Consider the following 17,654-nt stretch of genomic DNA (forward strand, 5'->3'; position numbering starts at 1 on the left):
GAAAGGGCGGGTCAAATCTATTAGTCTTTCTTTTATAATAGAAGACAGGTTTAATGACGATTGTAAGAGGAGTGTTGAGACTACATGATGAAGCGCGGTTTTTATTTATTCACGGTATTGTGCATGCTAGCGGGATTACTTCCCTCGTATGCTTCAGCCGCGAACGCTAATGCGTTTCTAAGCGGATTGACGATGTCCGGCGGAACGGCTTACGAGGATAAGTCGGACGCGTTATTTTTGAGTTACTACGCAGACGTGGCGAACGATGTGAGTGAAATCACGGTTACGCCTACGGCGCAGGACAGCAAAGCGACAATTCAGGTAAACGCTAAGGATGTGGACAGCGGCAGCGCTTCGGAGGCGATCGCCCTGGATGTTGGCGTTAATACAATTGCAATTCTGGTCAAGGCGGAAGACGGTGCGCAGAGAAACCACACCTTGACGGTAATCCGTGCGGGGCTTCCGGGCAGCGACGCGAAGCTGAGCTTTTTGAACGTAACTACGGAAGACAAGAGACCGTTTGGTTTAGGATTCAACTCGAGTTTGCCTAATTACGACATAGGCTCCGTTACCGACATGGGCAGGCTTCTTGTGAAGCCGGATTTGTCGGATATCGCGGCCACGGTGACGATAAACGGAATACCGGCGGCAAGCGGCAAGGATAATTCCGTCGATCTGAGCTTGGGTACGAACACGATTACGGTGAAGGTGACGGCCCAAGACGGCACGACAACGAGAATCTACACGGTTAAGGTCAAACGATTGGCCGCTTCGGATGCTTATTTAAACGCTTTGACAATATCTAGCGGCACGATTGCGAGGGATTCGACGGACAATTCGAAATTCGCGGCAAGCGTAACGAGCGGCGTGGGCAGTATTTCGGTTACGCCGACGACGCGAAGTGAATTTGCAACAATCAAGGTAGACGGAGAAGCGTCGCCAAACGGCGGAGCATCGAGACCGATTGCTCTGAATGTGGGAAGCAATACGATTGCGATTATGGTAACAGCGGAAGACGGAACGACGCAGGGATCCTACACGTTGACAGTAACGAGGCCGGCAGCTGCGGTAACCTTCAATTCGCAGGGAGGCAGTCCGGTCGCGGGCTTGACGGACGTCATGCCGGGCACCACGATTAGCGAGCCGATTACGACCCGTGAGGGCCACTCTTTCTTGGGGTGGTATGCCGATTCGAGTTACAGCAAAAAATGGCATTTCGACACGGATATAGTTGAATCGGACCTCACGCTGTACGCGAAGTGGGTTCAAGCCTACACAATCGTCTTCGAAGCGCAGGGTGGCAGCGGCACGATCGCATATCTAACCGGCGTCACGAAAGGACCAATCAGCGCTCCGGTTTCTCCGGTCAGAGAGGGCTACACCTTCGCGGGCTGGTACAGCGAAGCGAGCTATGTAACGCCATGGTACTTCGAGACGGATATTGTGAACAAGAGTATGACGCTGTATGCAAAGTGGACGGAGGGCCAGAGTTACACCGTATCCTTCGATTCGCAGGGAGGCCCTGCGTTTGCGAGCTTGACGGGCGTCGGCCCCGGGGAGAAGATTCGCATTCCCCTTCTAACTCGGGAGGGCCACTATCTCGAAGGCTGGTATAAAGAACCGAGCTATGCGACACAATGGAATTTTGCTGCGGATACGGTAAATGCCGACACCACGCTCTATGGAAAGTGGGTAGCGGTGTACACGGTCACCTTCGACACGCAAGGAGGCAGTGCTGTTCCGGACAAGTTGACCTATTCGGGAACGATTCCGACTCCGGCAACCCCGACCAAATCGGGGTACATCTTCACGGGGTGGTATAAGGATGCAAGCCTGACGACGGAGTGGAACTTTTCGGCCGATCCGGTGAACAAAGATATGACGTTGTATGCGGGTTGGTTCTCTGAGCCGGGCTACACGGTTACTTTCGACGTGCGCGGAGGCATCGAAGTGGACAGCATTACTGGTCTATATCCGGGAGCCAAGATCCCGATGCCGGCAGGCCCTTATAAAGAGGGTGAGTACGAATTCGACGGCTGGTACAAGGAAGCAAGTCTTGAGACGCCGTGGAACGTGGAGACCGATACGCTCAGCGGCGATACGACATTGTATGCGAAGTGGAAGGATAGCACGTATTCGGTCACATTCGAAATAGGAAGCGGCTACTTTGAAGGTGATCTCGAGACCCGATTGCTCCATGTAAGCCGCGGAGCGAAAATCGCGAAGCCCCCGAATCCGATTAGTAGATCCAAAGGGATTTATTTCAACGGCTGGTATAAGGAAGCGAGCCTTGAAACACTATGGGATTTCGATACCGATACGGTGATGGGTTTTACTTCTATATACGCGAAGTGGACGAGAATGTTTGAAGTCACTTACATCTCGGAATACGGCGGATACTCGAACACATATAAAGTTTTTGCAGGCTCGAAGCTCGAAAAGCCGGCTGATCTGACGTTTGAGCACTATACCTTCAAGGGCTGGCATATCCGTGGAGGGAAAATGTGGAACTTTGATACCGATACGGTGAGCGATGATCTCTCCCTCTTTGACGAATGGGAGCTCAACAAATACACAGTAACGTTCGATTATCAGGATGGCAGAGCCGGCATCCCCGTGTTAGTAAGCTATGGAGATGTTACTGCCCAGCCGTACGTACCGGAGAAAGACGGGTACACGTTTGAAGGCTGGTACAACGACACAAGTTATGCAACGCCATGGGACCCTAGGTTCAATGCGGTACTGGGAAATATGACGCTGTATGCGAAATGGGCGGCTATTTCGGCAGTGACGTACACGGTGACATACGACACGCAAGGAGGCAGCGCGGTAGCGGCAGCAACTGGAGTAAGCTCCGGAGCGAAAATCGCGAAGCCGACGGACCCGACGAGAGTGGGGCATACGTTCGAGGGCTGGTACGGTGAAGCAAGCTATACGACGCTATGGAGCTTCGGCATGGATACGGTGAGCGGCAATATGACGCTGTATGCGAAATGGACGGCTATTCCGGCAGCGACGTACACAGTGACATACGACACGCAAGGAGGCAGCGCGGTAGCGGCAGCAACTGGAGTAAGCTCCGGAGCGAAAATCGCGAAGCCGACGGACCCGACGAGAGTGGGGCATACGTTCGAGGGCTGGTACGGTGAAGCAAGCTATACGACGCTATGGAGCTTCGGCATGGATACGGTGAGCGGCAATATGACGCTGTATGCAAAGTGGACGGCTATTCCGGCGAGCAACAACGCGAATCTGATTGCGCTTAGCTTGTCGAATGGAAGTTTGAATCCGGCGTTTGTGTCGGACACAACGAGCTATACGGCGAGCTTGGCCAATGGTGTTAGCAGCCTGAAAGTTAAGCCGACGGCGGCGGATAGCAAGGCTGAAGTGACGGTAAACGGTAAGGCCGTGGAGAGCGGAACGGCTTCGGAAGCGATCAGCCTGAGCGTGGGAAGAAACACGATTACGGTGGCAGTGACTGCGCAGGATGGCACGACAACAAGAACATATAAACTGATCGTGCAAAGAGCGGCAGTCTCGATGGTTAATTCTGCAACACCGATACTGGTAACGCCAGGCATACCCGTATCTATTGAAGTTCCCTTAGGCATAACGGATGCCAATGTTGCCGTCTCTCCGGTACCGGTGGGATCAAACAAAGAAGCGACTCTGCCACTAGTAGACGTGAAAGTGGCTACTTCATTGGGCAATGTGAGCGTAGCAATTCCGGAAGGAACGAAAATTACGGCTCCCGCGAGCTGGGACGGGATAATAAAACTACCGGTCGTACTGAGCGCTAGCAGCGTATTGGTTAATAATGCCGAAGTAAACGCCGTCATTGAAGTAGGTTCCTCGGACGTATCATTGACCTTCGATCATGCGGTGCGTTTATTAATCCCGAACATGGGGGGGAAATCGGTCGGGTTTGTAATCGGTGGCATGTTTACGCCGATCACAGGCACGATTTCGGAGGACACCCAAGCTGCGGCAGACAGTGAAATAGCAGCCGGAGGCGAAGCTAAAATCACCGTTGGCAGCGACATTGTCATTTGGACGAAACACTTCACGAAATTTGTGGCCTATACACCAGTTACGATTACACCGGATACACCTCCTACTGCTGGCAATGATGGAGGCAGCACACCATCCGATCGTTTTACGGTTGGCGCATTCTTCAGTGCCGAGTTCACTCTAGGCGACGTTAAGTTTTCAATTCCGGAAGGGGCTACGGACAAAACCATTCAAGTAACCGTGGACAAAGTGGCCGATATCTCAAAATTGCCTAAAAATGTTTCCCTTCAAAGGATTGGGGATGTTTACGAAGTAAAGAAAAACAGCGATGGAGAATTTATAAAGCCAGTTACGATAGGACTTACTTTTGACAAGTCAAAGGTAGACTTCAACAAGAATGAAGCAGCAGTCTATTGGCTAAATGAACAAACGAACAAATGGGTGGTACTGGACAATGCGAAGGTGGATCAAGCGAGCGCCACTGTATCCGGTTCTGTCACCCATTTCGGGAAGTTTGCCGTTCTCGTTTCGGAACGAGTTCAGATCCCCTCACCGTCGACAAGCGAAACAATCTTGACCGATATTAAGGGCCACTGGGCAGAAGCTAATATTCGAGATTTAGTTCAAACAGGGGCAATCAACGGATACACGGATAGGACCTTTAAACCAAATGACTCTATTACAAGAGCTGAGTTCGTCTCCATCTTGGTAAAGGCTCTCCGGTTGACAGCGCCGGATGGCAGCGCCTTTGACGATACAACAGACCATTGGGCTAAGGATTTGATTGGTACGGCCGCAGCTTTGGGTATTGTTTCCGGTTTTGAAGATCATACCTTCCGTCCGAACGATCTGATTACTCGTGAGCAAATGGCGGTGATGGTAGTCCGCGCGTTGAAGCTGGATGTTTCAAGTAAGCCCGTCAGCTTTTTGGACAATTCGGATGTTTCCAGTTGGGCAACGGAAGCTATAGCTGCTGCAGCCGAAAACGGGTTAATTAACGGTTATGAGGATGGTACTTTTAGGGCGAAAATCAATACCACTCGTGCAGAGGCTGCTGTCGTCATTCTTAAAGCGATAGCTCTTCATAAATAAGGTAAAAGAATGGCACCCGATTGGGTGCTTTTCTATTTCACCGAAAGGCGGGTTCAAGGGAGCTCGTTAACCTTAAATGGATAATGATATTATAATCTTATCTAGCGCGCCAGCATAGCATGCAACATTTTCCGCAAGGGATGGGATGGATACAAATCGATTACTCGGGCGTCATCACGCAACTATTTCCCGTGAGATCAAAAGATCTTGCTTTGAAGAATCGTATAAATCATTGCCACAAAAAGCTTATCTGCAGCGTAGAGCTGCCAGCACACCGATCGGTAAGTTCACTACGGAGCGCACAAGCGCGGCTCTTTCCTCGACTCGAAACAACGGTATCTAACTCCCAATGGCCAAAGGTTTCCCGTTTGCGAACCTCGTTGGCTAATAGGGGTTCCGACGAGGAATCGACCTCGTGTTTCCAGTGGGGTTCCAATGAAAACGGCAATGGTCTCCTGCGGGAATTCTTCCCCAAGGGACACGACTTTGCAGAGGTCACGGATGAAGAATTGGCTGGAGCCGTTCGTATTATTAACAATCGTCCTCGAAAATGTCTAGTTTGGAAGACCGCTCACGAAACTTTCATGGCCGAAGTGTCGCACTTAGCTTGACAAACCGTCGCTCGAAGTCAACACGGAGTCGATTCTCGCTCTCTGAAAATACTTTCATGAAGCTTCGGACCGAGCATCTGCTCATATGTTTCCCGTTAAACCATACAGAACCCACGTTTATCGCTTCTCTAACTTTGTACGTACAAGAAGAAAGGCAGGTATCCCTCCTCTTTTGAGTGGCTAACCGGCCCTATTTTTAAAAGTCAACAAAAAATGAAAATGTACGAATTATTCAACCGGAAATCAACATAAATTGTCGATTTATGTCGAACGCTTGTTCGAAAAAAGTCTTTTATTGAATTGATAAATATGGTATATTTCTTTTTAGCACTCATGGATGGTGAGTGCTAAAAAAATTAAGGTGAGTGATAGGTGTAATGCATGAATATTCTGTAATAGGGCACCCAAGAAAGACAATAATACTTATACTTGCTCTCGTATCAGGAGCTATTAGTAAAGGTGTTACATACTTACTTGAAACATGGATAGTACAGTTAAATATTGTGGTTAGCTTCACTATTAGTACATTTACCGTTTTTGCATTAATGTATTTTCTTTTTAATCACTTTATATGGAAGTGGAAGGTTTTCTCTAAATTCCTTCACTTTCCTAATTTGAATGGGGAATGGGAGTGTATTGGTTTAAGCAACAATATTAAACAACAAAAACAATATCATTGGAATGGTACAGTGGTGATCAAACAGACGTGGGATAAGATGCTGGTTTCTATAAAGACAGGTACATCAACCTCCCAATCTATGAGTCTAACTGGAGGTATAAAGCATTTCCCAGGATTGGGGTATAAAATGTCTTATCACTACGAAAATACTCCAAATGTTTCTGAAGTGGAACTAAAAAAACATGAAGGTTTTTGTATTCTTACATTCGATGAGAAGAAAATAAGTGCAACAGGTTGTTACTTTAACAATATTAAAGATAGAGCGACTTATGGGGAAATGAATTTGAGAAGGAGAGAAGAAAATGGCGAAGTACGATTACTCAAAGAGGCTAGATAGCCTAAAGAAGAGAAGACAAGGCGATGAGTTGGTAAAAAAGTCGATTACAGGAAAATATGAAATTTTAACAGAATCGTACGAACATCTTTCGGAAGCCTCTACAATAAAGTATGTTATTGGAGCCATGCTACCCGTTGATGCAGAATATACAAAAAACACATTTACTGAAGCGGAAAGGGTTCAAAATCATCTTCAAGGCTTAAAAGAAAAGGGATTTAATATTGAATTTAAGTACCAAGGTTCGGTAACAAATAATACGCATATAAGAAGGCATAGTGATATCGATATATTAACACTACATCTCGGTTTTATTAACCTAGAGCCTCCTCAAAGTACAACATCACCGTATAAAGGAAATCCTGTACAAGAGTTATGCAACTTACGAGACGAAAGCTTTGGCATATTGAAAAAGGCTTTTCCAGCGGTCGATATAGATAACAGTGGCGCAAAATCAATATGTTTAAAAGGCGGTTCTTTGAAGCGCAAAGTGGATGTGGTCCCATCTAACTGGTATGACACCATATTGTATTCACAAACTAATAAAGAGTATTACCGGGGTGTTATGATTCTTGATTATAAAGAAAAAAAACAAGTTGGGAATACACCTTTTTATCACAATAAGTTGTTAAATGATAAAGACAGTGTAACGGCGATGAATTACAAAAAAGTTGTTAGATTGTTAAAGACTATTAAAGCAGATTCAGACCAGACAATTAACTTGAGCAGTTATGATATTGCATCACTAATATACCATATGGGGAACAACGATTTGTTAATAGGTAAGTCACCTCTGAAACTACTTCGTAAGTCTCTTGACTACATGAAATTTGTTTATGAGAACCACGTCTACAGAAATGGTTTGTTGGTCCCTGACAAATCTAGAAGCATATTTGAGCCTAACAGAGCCACAAATAATGATTTAGGGCTACTTATTATTGAACTCGAGGGGATTTACGAAGATTTGTTGGACGATTTGAAAATCTTGGGTAACAACTTGGACAAAGAAATTATTGCTTAGATCTACCAATAACTCAGGCGATTTTTAGTTTATACCGCCTGAGTTATAAATATTACTATTTTCATCTCTAATCTGACCGTTCTCCCATGTATGCAAGCGAATGGCGGTGTTGCTGAGCAAGCTACAAAGCTACAAAAAGAACTTCGCGTCAAAGAACAAGAAGTGAAAGTACTCGCTCGTGAGCTGCAACGGAAGGAATCTGCCTTAGCGGAAACAGCTGCCTTGCTCGTGTTGCGAAAAAAGGCCCAAGCGATCTGGGGGGACCAAGAGGACGAATGATCAGTGCCTCAGATCGTCAATTAGCCGTATCACTGATTCAGGAAGCCGTAGAAGCTGGTGCAAGGGAATTCTTAGCGTGCAAAGCGCTTAAACTTACACAAAGGACTTTACAACGTTGGCGAAATCAAGACGTATGTGAGGATCAGCGACCTCATGCAAAACGACAGTCACCAGCCAACAAGCTTAGCGATTCCGAGCAACAACAAATCATTACCCTCATCCATCAACCTAAGTTTAGGAGCTTACCGCCTAGTCAGATTGTGCCAGGGTAAGTATATTGGATCAGAATCCACCTTCTATCGCGTCATGCCCCAAAACAAGTTACAGTATCATCGCGGGCAAAGTGCAAAACCAACATCTAAACTACCGACGAGTCATTGTGCAACAGGGCCAAATCAAGTCTGGATGTGGGATATTACCTAGCTTGCAGGCCCTGTGAAAGGCTTCTATTTCTATCTCTATATTGTCATCGATTTATTTAGCCGAAAAATCGTGGCTGGGAAATTTGGGAGGAAGAATCCGCAGAGCATGCAAGCCAATTAATCCATAGAACCGTACTAAGTAAGAAATGTCTGATCCGCAAAAGTCCCCTCGTGTTACATTCAGACAATGGAAGTCCCATGAAGGGCTCAAGTCTGCTAGAAATGCTGTATAGTCTTGGTATTACACCTTCTAGAAGAGTAATGACAACCCCTATGCGGAATCCATATTCCGAACATGTAAGTATCGTCCTGAATACCCCATAAACGGCTTTGAGAACATACATAAAGCTCGTGAATGGTTGCTGCGTTTTGTACATTGGTACAATGCAGAGCATTGTACCAATGGGCTTAATTTTCTGAAGCCTAACCAAAAACACCAAGGACTAGCGAAACAGATATTTGAGAAACGACAACAGGTCTATGAAGCAGCAAAAGCCTTACATCCAACACGTTGGTGTGGAAGTACCCGCAACTGGAGTTTAGAAGAAGAAGTGTGGCTAAACCCCGAAAAAGTGAAATCTATACAAGCTGGGCAAAATGCTGTAAATTAATCGTTACTTTTTTCATGAGATCACGACAACTATCTTGACAAACACCGAATACAGGAATCATCTCTTATGTGTCACCTAACACTCTTTTTTAAATGTGTCCTTGACTAAGGGACCAGTTCATGGAGAGTGGCTACTGGCTCTACTTTTATTTTTAGAATGTTTACCTACCATGAACCTCGAATCTGACTCAGCAATAAAGCCAACATCTTATGCAGGTGGAAGCATACATCAACGTAAAGTCAACAATGAATAAAATAATACACTATTAGGATTTTGATACTAGTATTGGAAGTGCAACTAAATCAATTCATCTGTAGGCTGTCTATATTTTTGAATTAATACCGAACCACGGCTACTTAGAGCTTCCAATTCTTGGTCAGTCCATGTTTCTTTCTCCTCTTGTGTGAGATTCTCGAAAGCTTTTAATTCTTCGAAAATTAACTCATCCCTAACATTATTAATACGTTCGTGCATTTTATTGTAAACGGAAAACCAACGAAGTCTGTCCCCGACCCAATTAATAAGACGATCTCTTCTTCTTTTTTCGAAATCGATTTTTCTTTCAATCTCTTCTTGTTCCCACCTATGAACTAAATTATTTACCTTATCTAAGGCCGTTTCTATTTGTTCTAACTTTTCTGTAAACTGTATTGAATTGAGGAATGAATCGATCTTTTGCTGAGTCTGAGCTATCTCTTCTTCCTTTAATTTGAGTGAGACGATCAATGTATCCACTTCACTTTTTTGTTTCTTTATTTTTTTATTTAGCCATCCGAAAAAACCAGTGACTAAAATAAGCAAACTTGCCGCTCCAGCCAGAAGCCAGTTAATTATGTTTGACAACAGTATGATCTTATCATCTTTTGTTTTTAATAAGGCATCATAAACATCACGAATCTGAACTTCATTCTGGTTGGGGCTAGAATCAGTAGGAGGAATTGTTTCTACAACTTTGTTGATATCGTTGATAGAAGTAGCCAAAGGTGAGAGCTTTGCGGATGGTTCGGCGAATATTGGTTTTTGAATTTGTGCAATCATTAGTATACAAATAATAAGTACTCGAAGTAATGATCTTTGAATCATTGTTGTAGCTCCTTATATATTCTAGGATGTGTCTGAAAACTAAAAGACTTTGTGGTATGATTTGATAAAATGATTGGAGCATCCACCATAATTCAAAGAAGGTATGAACTAAGTGATGAACAATGGGAAAAAATTAAAGATAAGTTCACTACCTATCAAACAGGATGTCCGTCAAAATCAAGTAATCGCACGATGTTCAATACCATTCTTTGGATTGCTCGTAGTGGTACTGCTTGGCGTGATTTGCCAGAAGAACGTTATGGTTCATGGAAAGCCGTTTATGCAAATGGAGAGAAATGGAATTACTTGGCGCTATCATCGAAGCACTTCACGTAGAACCAGATTATGAAAATTTGAGTATTGATTCTACATCGGTTAAAGCCCATCAACGCAGTGCCGGTGCTAAAAAAACCAGAAGGACACGAGGTAAATCAACATATCAGCATCAGTCGTGGCGGTAAGACAACTAAACTTCATACGGTAGTCGATAGTTTAGGAAATCCTCTCGCTTTTCTTCTGACGGGGGTCAAGTTTATGATACCGGTCCAGCGATCGATTTGCTCCAGGAGCTCGATATTACGGGAAGCCGCATTCTTGGCGACAAAGCCTATGGCTCAGAAACGATTCGAAATTGGATTACGGCTAAGCAGGCGTTTTACACTATTCAACCTAAAGCGAATAGTCAAAATCGATGGAAAGTCGATTGGTATCGTTACAAGGAACGGCAATTGGTTGAGTCTTTTTTTATAAAATCAAACACTTCCGCCGTATGGCTACTCGTTACGACAAGTTAGCCAAGTCATTCATGTCGTTTGTATATATAGCTGCCATCTTCAAATTGTCTAATAATGAGTTTTCAGACGCGTCCTAGATTCCTTAGTAATAATAGCACGATTTGTATTAGATTTTAAGGTGATAAATTGTAATTTTGTAATTAGTCGATGTCTAATAGTGCCATTCACTAGTACCATAATGATTTTTCGTTGACTTTATTAGTACATCCCAGATATTATCTAAATCAGCATGAAGACGTTTATGATCTACTAATTCCATTAAATGTGTAATATATGTACTAAAACTGAGCTCCTCCTTGTTTGAATCCTTCATGAATTTGTATTTTTCAATGCTAGACTTATCAAATCCTAATTCCATGGCTTCATCCTCATCAAACGAGACATGAGTAGCCCAAAGAAGAGAAGAAAAAGATTTATAGAGGCTTTTCCCTTCGATGTCTGATTTAAGTAGTACTTGCCTATAGATTTCTTTAATGACGTTAAACAAATATTCCGCATTAGGCAAACTTTCTATTTCTATACGAACATGTTTTGAAGTTTGAATATTACCTCCATTTCTATTAATTACATTAGATGGCCTGTAGATTGCTCTATCTCGAATATAACAAATTTTTTCATAAAGTCCTTTAATACTCTCGTTAGGTTTTTGAGAATCAGCATGTACGAAATTTTCATATAAAACTCTTTGTACTTCATCTAGATTAGTGATATCTATTCGCAGTTCCTCACAATAATCTTTGATGTTTTTGTGAGCTATTAATGTGGAGAGATCTTGTTCTAATTCACCGAATTTATTCCATACACTAGGCATTTCTGATGGGTTTGATAAGTCATCAAAGTCTACTCCTAATTTTACGATACCATTGGAACAGAATTTTTTTGGAACCTCTATTTTATATTGCTGATTGATAAGCATTAATGAAACGAATAAATGATAAACAGTGTAGTATGTGGTAACTGCTCTACTGATTCTTAATCCTCCAGCTGTTTCTATATCCTTTACAGACTCTAAAGCTCTTAATTCAGATAACCCGATTAATGATTTGTGAAATGATAGAGCAGCACATAAGCAAATGTAAACCATATTAAAATTATTACTGTTGTCTATGTAATGAGATTTTCCAACTTTAAGATATGTGAGTTGAGTATTCATAGATACACTCCTTTATATTGGTTCACTTAATGTCATAATACCATGATGCTCTTTATCTATCATTAACTATAAGTCTGTTTAATCTTGATTAACAGGGTGAAAGTATTACAATGTAATCTATCATAATGAAATAGGTGTTTTTCTTCACGGAAATCACGTCTTATTGACTGAGACAAAATAATTGAATCAAAGACCTATCTCAATATCTTTTTGCTTTGTTTTAATCAATGAATCTCCTGCATATATTGTCATGGAACAGATGACAACTGGAGCGATTGGATTAGTTATGAGGGGAATCCGATAGCTGTCGGTGACGAAGCGAACCTAAAGAAGGTATAACAGTATCTTAACGATAAATAAGCCGCCATGTAGCCCTAGGGTCGTGGCGGCTTATGGCCGTGTGTACGTACTAAAAGGGAGCATAGACGCAAGTAAAGTGAAAAAGACTGGACCCGAACGAATGAGGGCCAGTCTATAAGAAATCACGATTGCGGTAGAGTAGATTTCTTGCGAAATTATACGAAAATAACCTTGACTACATCCCTGTCGATGAGAGCCCCCGTACTGTTATAAACCAAAGCGATAATAGGGTAGGTTCCTCCTAGTAAGGTTCGTCTTACCCATTCCGACCGAAATGGGCATGTTCCTTCGCAGAGAGCTCTCGCAAGGAATATATGATTGTAAACAGCGATTGACAAAATAGAGGATCTGCCTAATACTACTAATTGATAATCATTATCAATATTTTAAAATGAAATCAACTTAAATAGATTGTGGGTCAGATCGGAGTGAAAGGCAAACATGAAGCTGGAAGACCATATTGTCGCATGGAATCATGCTGATGTTAAAGTATTGGATATTCGGCATACGGTGATGGAACCAGGGGACAAGCTGCAGGGCTATATATTACCTGCATGTGGATTTATCTACACTGTGCGGGGGACGGCCGGTTTGAACCTCAACGGAATAGATTATGACGCAGACCGTCACTTTATCGTGCATGGTGGCAAAGGTATGAGACTAAGCATAGAGGCAGGGGAGCTGTTTGAATATTATCTATTATTCTATAGAGCCTCGTTGCCAGGAAGAAAGGATTTAGCAAGACTTTTGGAACGCAGCAATCCATTTCGGATGCAGTATGGCTTCGAGTCCGTGGAGCCATTGCCATTGCACTATCAACTAATGGCAATGGAACAAATCTGGGGACAAGGAAGCCTGGTGGATAGAATTCAAGTTAAAGGCTTGTTCTATCAGTTCGTACATGAATTAATGAAGCAATTTATAAAGGATGGAATTAATCTCAGGCAACCTGATGTTATCGGGCAGGTTGTTCGTTATATCGAGGAGCATCATCGTCACAATTTATCACTTGAATCGATAGCCGAGCAATTTAATTACAGCCCGCGTCATTTATCGTCGCGCTTTAAGGGAGAGAAGGGGGTCAGCTTGATTGAATATATGATACGCTTTCGGCTTCAGCATGCCAAAGAGCTATTACGCTGCACTGAAGCTCCTCTTCGCGATATTGCAGAAGAAGTTGGCTATAGCGACGTCTATTATTTTAGTCGTTTGTTCCGTAAATATAATGGTCAATCTCCTATTCGATTCCGCAAGGAAAGCAGGCAGATGAGTTCATCTGACAATCGTCCATTTACCGCCGTCGGATTCTCCATTGGCGAGAACATATCCTCTCGATATAATGTGTTTGAAGATGATAATCATTATCACAACAAAACAATCGGAGGGTCTTCACCAATGAGAATAACAAAGACATCAAGTTTTATTGTAGCGATGCTGCTCAGCCTTACCTTGCTTTTAAGTGCATGTGGAACTGCAAACGTTGGTTCTAATGCCACGAATGCTAATGGATCCAAAGCTCCTGAAGTTGCATCATCAACCAATAATAAAGCTGCAACTGACAATACCACTAAGGAGGCTGAGACAAGAACGATCTCTACGACGAAAGGAGATATTGTCGTTCCTGCTCATCCGGAGCGGGTTGTCGTTCTATATCTTCAAGGGGATCTTGTTGCTCTCGGTATTAAGCCAGTAGGAACTTCAAGTGTCTTTGAAGGAGCTGCCTTTGCAGAAGAGCTGGCGGGGATCGAGAACCTAGGCTCATGGTATGAGCCTAATCCAGAGGCTATTATGGCAGTAAAGCCGGACTTAATCATAGCTGCTTCTGATGAAACTTACGAAATACTTAAGGATATAGCACCAACGGTTCCTATTCCTTATGAAAAAATGTCGACGGATGAACGCATTATGAAGATTGGCGAGGTATTCGGCAAGGAGCAGGAGGCAAAAGCTCTATTAGATGATTTCCACAAAAAGGTGGAGACGAGTAAGCAGAAGCTTGATGAACTTGGAATTTTGGATAAGACCATAACCATAATCGAGGGCGGCCAGAAAGAGATGGCGGTTATTGATAGCAAGCTTTACGGAAGGGGTTCTCAAATCATTTATGAATATTTAGGGCTGAAAGCACCTGAAATTATTCAGAAGAAGATTGATGGAAGAGAGAAGGCTACTGGAGGGTTTGTTTCCTTAGAAGTGTTGCCTGAGTATATAGGCGACGTCGTGTTCCGCTCGGTATGGGATGGGGCGGATGATTTGTCGGAAAATCCAATTTGGAACAGCATTCCAGCAGTCAAAGAGGGTAGAGCGATCGAAATTGGATTTGATTTCTCTTATTATTCCGATATCTACTCTCTGGATAAGCAGCTTGATTTTGTAGTTGAGAAGCTAGTGTCAGCGTATGAAAAAAAGTAAAAAGCTAGATGATAGAACAACTGATATTCCTCATTTAAAGGGAAAATCGTATTTCGTACTGTTTTTACTCATCGGGATATTGCTGCTGCTGCTTTCGGTAGCAGCTTCTATCTCTTTTGGATCTGCTTCCATGAGCCTGAAAACGGCATGGACAGCAGTTTTTAAATTTGATCCTGAACTGACCGAGCATCAGATTATCCATGCCCTTCGTATTCCGCGTACGGCGGCTGATCTTATTGCGGGCATGTGTCTTGCAGTAGCAGGAGCGGTCATGCAAGGCTATACGAGAAATCCGTTAGCTGATTCGGGATTAATGGGAGTAAATGCAGGTGCAGCTTTTGCAATGGCTGTTTCACTCGCTTTCTTCCCAGGGCAACTGCAGACGACAACATTGCTCATTAGCTTTATTGGCGCAGGACTTGGCGCAGGATTGACGTATTTTGCGGCTTCATTGAATCGCTCAGGAATGACACCTCAACGACTGGTGCTAGCTGGAATATCATTTACGATGCTATTTGGCGCTTTGGGATCATTTATTTCATTAAACTATGGAATTGGTCGTGCCCTTGCTTATTGGACATCGGGTAGTGTGGCAGGAGCGACATGGTCGGAAATCAAGCTAGTTGTTCCCTGGGTCTTAGGCGGGCTGGCATTGTCGCTATTCATTTCACGTTCTATCACGGTTTTAAGCTTGGGTGAAGAGATAGCGAAAGGCTTCGGGCAACGAATTGTTCTCGTTAAAATGATAGCTACGCTTGCGGTTCTTTTACTTGCAGGTGTAGCTGTTGCGCTTGTAGGACCAATCGGTTTTGTAGGACTGATTGTGCCGCATATCATGCGTTTTTTTGTAGGCGTAGATTATCGTTATATTATTCCAGCATCAGCCATTTATGGAGGCGCGCTTATGGTTGTGGCGGATATCGCAGGCAGGCTGATTAACCGCCCGGCAGAGACGGCACTGGGCATTATTTTTGCAATGATTGGCGTTCCTTTCTTCTTGCTAATTGCGAGCAAAGAGAGGAGAGCGATCAAATGAGGGCTGTTAAATCCTATAAGGCGACAATATGGATGGTTTTTCTCTCCATACTGCTTCTTGCCGGAGCTATTCTTAGTCTTAATATGGGAAAAATGTCCCTTAATCCGCTTGACGTTTTTCAAGTGTTGCTTGGACAAGGCCCGGAAGAGCATCATCTCGTTGTGTTTAAGTTTCGCCTTCCTCGGATCGTATTAGCGATGCTTGTTGGATTTGGGATGGCACTGGCCGGTACGGTTATGCAGGCGCTCTTGCGCAATGATCTGGCTGATCCCGGCATGCTTGGCATTAGCTCAGGCTCAGGTCTTATGGTGTTGCTGATGATCTCAACGATAAGCATTCAAGGCGCCGCTATGACCTTATTGCTGCCATCCATGGCATTCGTGGGTGGTTTGCTGGCAGCAGCCCTGATCTATGTTCTAGCTTATAGAAAGCGTCGTATGATTTCCTCTACACGACTTGTCTTGACGGGTGTTGCGATTAATATGGGGTTAAGTGCTCTGTCGTTATTTCTGACCTTAAAGCTTGATGACCAGAAGTATGAGTTTGCGCAGCGTTGGCAAGCAGGATACCTATGGGGAGACAAGTGGTCTTATATCAGCTTGCTGGCACCGTGGGTATTATTGCTATTCGCGTATCTTTATGCCAATTTTCGGACGTTGAACGTCTTGGTGCTAGGCAATGAGATCTCGATAGGAGTAGGAGTCGCTGTAAAACGGAAATTTATGCGCTTGGCGATTGCCGCTGTTGGCATTGCTTCTGGTTGTGTAGCGCTCGGTGGTTCGATCTTCTTTATTGGATTGATTAGTCCGCATGTGGCTCGCAGGCTGGTAGGTCACGACTACAAAGTGCTTCTGCCAGCTTCAGCGCTAATTGGCGCGATATTGCTGCTTACAGCAGATACGATTGCGCGAACGGTCAGTTTTAAGTCGGATATTCCAGCAGGTATTATTGTCACGATGCTGAGTGTGCCTTATTTTCTATTTTTGTTGATGCGCTCAAAATAAATAACGATGAGTCAAAAGCCTCTGAGCGTGCTCGAAGGGAAATAGACTGACCCCGAATGAATAAGAGCCAGTCTGCAAGAAATTGTAATTCCGGGGCAATGTATTCCTTACGAAATTATATGAAAGTAACCTTGACTACATCCCTGCCGATAAGAGCCCCCGAACTGTTATAAACCAATGCGAGAATATTGTAAGTACCGCCTTGCAGCATAATCTTCGTACTGTTCGGCAGCGTATGATTAATGTCGTATCCGCTGGATGGCATGTAATTAAAGCCCGAATAGTAGCTTCTTGTTCCGTTGTTCGTCTCCTGAATGTGGAGCTCGTACTGGTAAGCCCCCATTGGCTTCGTAATGCCGATATAATTCGGAACCGCACCGATGCTATTCGGATAAGGGTTAAACACATAAACCCCATTGGCTGCGCTCGCTTGGGAAGCGATCCCAAGCAGTAAGCCGATGACCATGATAAGCGAAAACATCTTCTTCATTATTCATTCCTCCTAGTAAGGTTCGTTTTACCCGTGTCGGCCGAAACAGGTATGTACCTTTGCAGAGAGCTCTCGGATTAAACATATCACCATTTGGAAGAAGTAACTATATTTAGAATTTCGAATTGTATGTCTATTTCTATCGTGTTTTTTCTATTAAAAAGGAGATTGCTCATTGCAGGCAGCCTCCTATATATGCTTGGGTTTACAGCGATATCAGACTGAAAAAAACATAATGATTATAATCAGACGAGTTTTCTCT

9 protein-coding genes and 4 pseudogenes are annotated in these 17,654 nt (G+C 43.8%); 9 read left to right on the forward strand and 4 right to left on the reverse strand.

The window, feature by feature from the left end; translation table 11 throughout:
- The first annotated feature begins 84 nt into the window (after positions 1-84).
- A complete protein-coding gene (locus FGT79_RS19275; RefSeq protein ID WP_138754471.1) occupies positions 85-5,103 on the forward strand; it encodes an InlB B-repeat-containing protein in 5,019 nt (1,672 codons plus the stop codon).
- A gap of 301 nt (positions 5,104-5,404) precedes the next feature.
- Here FGT79_RS19275 and FGT79_RS19280 read toward each other — a convergent pair.
- A pseudogene (locus tag FGT79_RS19280) lies at positions 5,405-5,531 on the reverse strand (IS30 family transposase); the annotation flags it as partial.
- On the opposite strand from FGT79_RS19280, the pseudogene FGT79_RS31970 reads away from it, so the two are divergent.
- From FGT79_RS31970 to FGT79_RS32605, 4 genes and pseudogenes are all read left to right on the forward strand, one after another.
- Positions 5,517-5,714: pseudogene (locus FGT79_RS31970) on the forward strand (transposase); the annotation flags it as partial. The pseudogenes FGT79_RS19280 and FGT79_RS31970 sit on opposite strands and share 15 nt — an antisense overlap.
- Positions 5,715-6,091: 377 nt before the next feature.
- On the forward strand, positions 6,092-6,730 hold the full coding sequence (locus tag FGT79_RS19290; protein ID WP_138754472.1) for a Cap15 family cyclic dinucleotide receptor domain-containing protein: 639 nt from the start codon (positions 6,092-6,094) through the stop codon (positions 6,728-6,730).
- Complete coding sequence (locus tag FGT79_RS19295; RefSeq protein WP_138754473.1) at positions 6,696-7,748, forward strand: nucleotidyltransferase-like protein; 1,053 nt, start codon at positions 6,696-6,698, stop codon at positions 7,746-7,748. Before FGT79_RS19290 ends, FGT79_RS19295 begins: the two co-directional genes overlap by 35 nt.
- Positions 7,749-8,715: 967 nt before the next feature.
- Positions 8,716-9,060 (forward strand): annotated as a pseudogene (locus tag FGT79_RS32605) (IS3-like element ISPpr7 family transposase); the annotation flags it as partial.
- Between the two features lie 297 nt (positions 9,061-9,357).
- Here the strand turns inward: FGT79_RS32605 and FGT79_RS19310 are convergent.
- A complete protein-coding gene (locus FGT79_RS19310; RefSeq protein ID WP_138754475.1) occupies positions 9,358-10,143 on the reverse strand; it encodes a hypothetical protein in 786 nt (261 codons plus the stop codon).
- Positions 10,144-10,212: 69 nt separating this feature from the next.
- On the opposite strand from FGT79_RS19310, the pseudogene FGT79_RS19315 reads away from it, so the two are divergent.
- A pseudogene (locus FGT79_RS19315) lies at positions 10,213-11,014 on the forward strand (IS5 family transposase).
- 74 nt (positions 11,015-11,088) lie between these two features.
- Here the strand turns inward: FGT79_RS19315 and FGT79_RS19320 are convergent.
- Positions 11,089-12,090 carry a hypothetical protein gene (locus tag FGT79_RS19320; RefSeq protein ID WP_138754476.1) on the reverse strand — a complete coding sequence of 334 codons (1,002 nt, stop codon included), beginning with the start codon at positions 12,088-12,090 and terminating at the stop codon, positions 11,089-11,091.
- 801 nt (positions 12,091-12,891) lie between these two features.
- Between FGT79_RS19320 and FGT79_RS19325 the strand changes: the two genes are divergently transcribed.
- The 3 genes from FGT79_RS19325 to FGT79_RS19335 are packed head-to-tail and all read left to right on the forward strand — an operon-like array spanning position 12,892 to position 16,902.
- Positions 12,892-14,862 (forward strand): AraC family transcriptional regulator, encoded by a 1,971-nt coding sequence (locus FGT79_RS19325; protein WP_138754477.1) that lies wholly within the window; start codon positions 12,892-12,894, stop codon positions 14,860-14,862.
- A complete protein-coding gene (locus FGT79_RS19330) occupies positions 14,849-15,898 on the forward strand; it encodes a FecCD family ABC transporter permease (protein WP_138754478.1) in 1,050 nt (349 codons plus the stop codon). The genes FGT79_RS19325 and FGT79_RS19330 overlap by 14 nt, the downstream gene beginning before the upstream one ends.
- Entirely contained in the window at positions 15,895-16,902 is a 1,008-nt protein-coding gene (locus FGT79_RS19335; protein WP_138754479.1) for a FecCD family ABC transporter permease, read from the forward strand. The genes FGT79_RS19330 and FGT79_RS19335 overlap by 4 nt, the downstream gene beginning before the upstream one ends.
- A gap of 115 nt (positions 16,903-17,017) precedes the next feature.
- Here FGT79_RS19335 and FGT79_RS19340 read toward each other — a convergent pair whose 3' ends face one another.
- Positions 17,018-17,392, reverse strand: coding sequence for a hypothetical protein (locus FGT79_RS19340; protein ID WP_138754480.1), 375 nt, complete (start codon positions 17,390-17,392; stop codon positions 17,018-17,020).
- Positions 17,393-17,654: the final 262 nt, after the last annotated feature.

Source organism: Paenibacillus sinopodophylli, from assembly GCF_005930355.1.
GTDB classification, from domain to species: Bacteria; Bacillota; Bacilli; order Paenibacillales; family Paenibacillaceae; genus Pristimantibacillus; species Pristimantibacillus sinopodophylli.

What these genes read in the sequence shown, in the direction of transcription:
- FGT79_RS19295 (WP_138754473.1), top strand. Translation starts at nt 6,696, where the DNA reads ATGGCGAAGTACGATTACTCAAAGAGGCTAGATAGCCTAAAGAAGAGA.
- FGT79_RS19330 (WP_138754478.1), top strand. Translation starts at nt 14,849, where the DNA reads ATGAAAAAAAGTAAAAAGCTAGATGATAGAACAACTGATATTCCTCAT.
- FGT79_RS19340 (WP_138754480.1), bottom strand. Translation starts at nt 17,392, where the DNA reads ATGAAGAAGATGTTTTCGCTTATCATGGTCATCGGCTTACTGCTTGGG.
- FGT79_RS19275 (WP_138754471.1), top strand. Translation starts at nt 85, where the DNA reads ATGATGAAGCGCGGTTTTTATTTATTCACGGTATTGTGCATGCTAGCG.
- FGT79_RS19310 (WP_138754475.1), bottom strand. Translation starts at nt 10,143, where the DNA reads ATGATTCAAAGATCATTACTTCGAGTACTTATTATTTGTATACTAATG.
- FGT79_RS19335 (WP_138754479.1), top strand. Translation starts at nt 15,895, where the DNA reads ATGAGGGCTGTTAAATCCTATAAGGCGACAATATGGATGGTTTTTCTC.
- FGT79_RS19320 (WP_138754476.1), bottom strand. Translation starts at nt 12,090, where the DNA reads ATGAATACTCAACTCACATATCTTAAAGTTGGAAAATCTCATTACATA.
- FGT79_RS19290 (WP_138754472.1), top strand. Translation starts at nt 6,092, where the DNA reads ATGCATGAATATTCTGTAATAGGGCACCCAAGAAAGACAATAATACTT.
- FGT79_RS19325 (WP_138754477.1), top strand. Translation starts at nt 12,892, where the DNA reads ATGAAGCTGGAAGACCATATTGTCGCATGGAATCATGCTGATGTTAAA.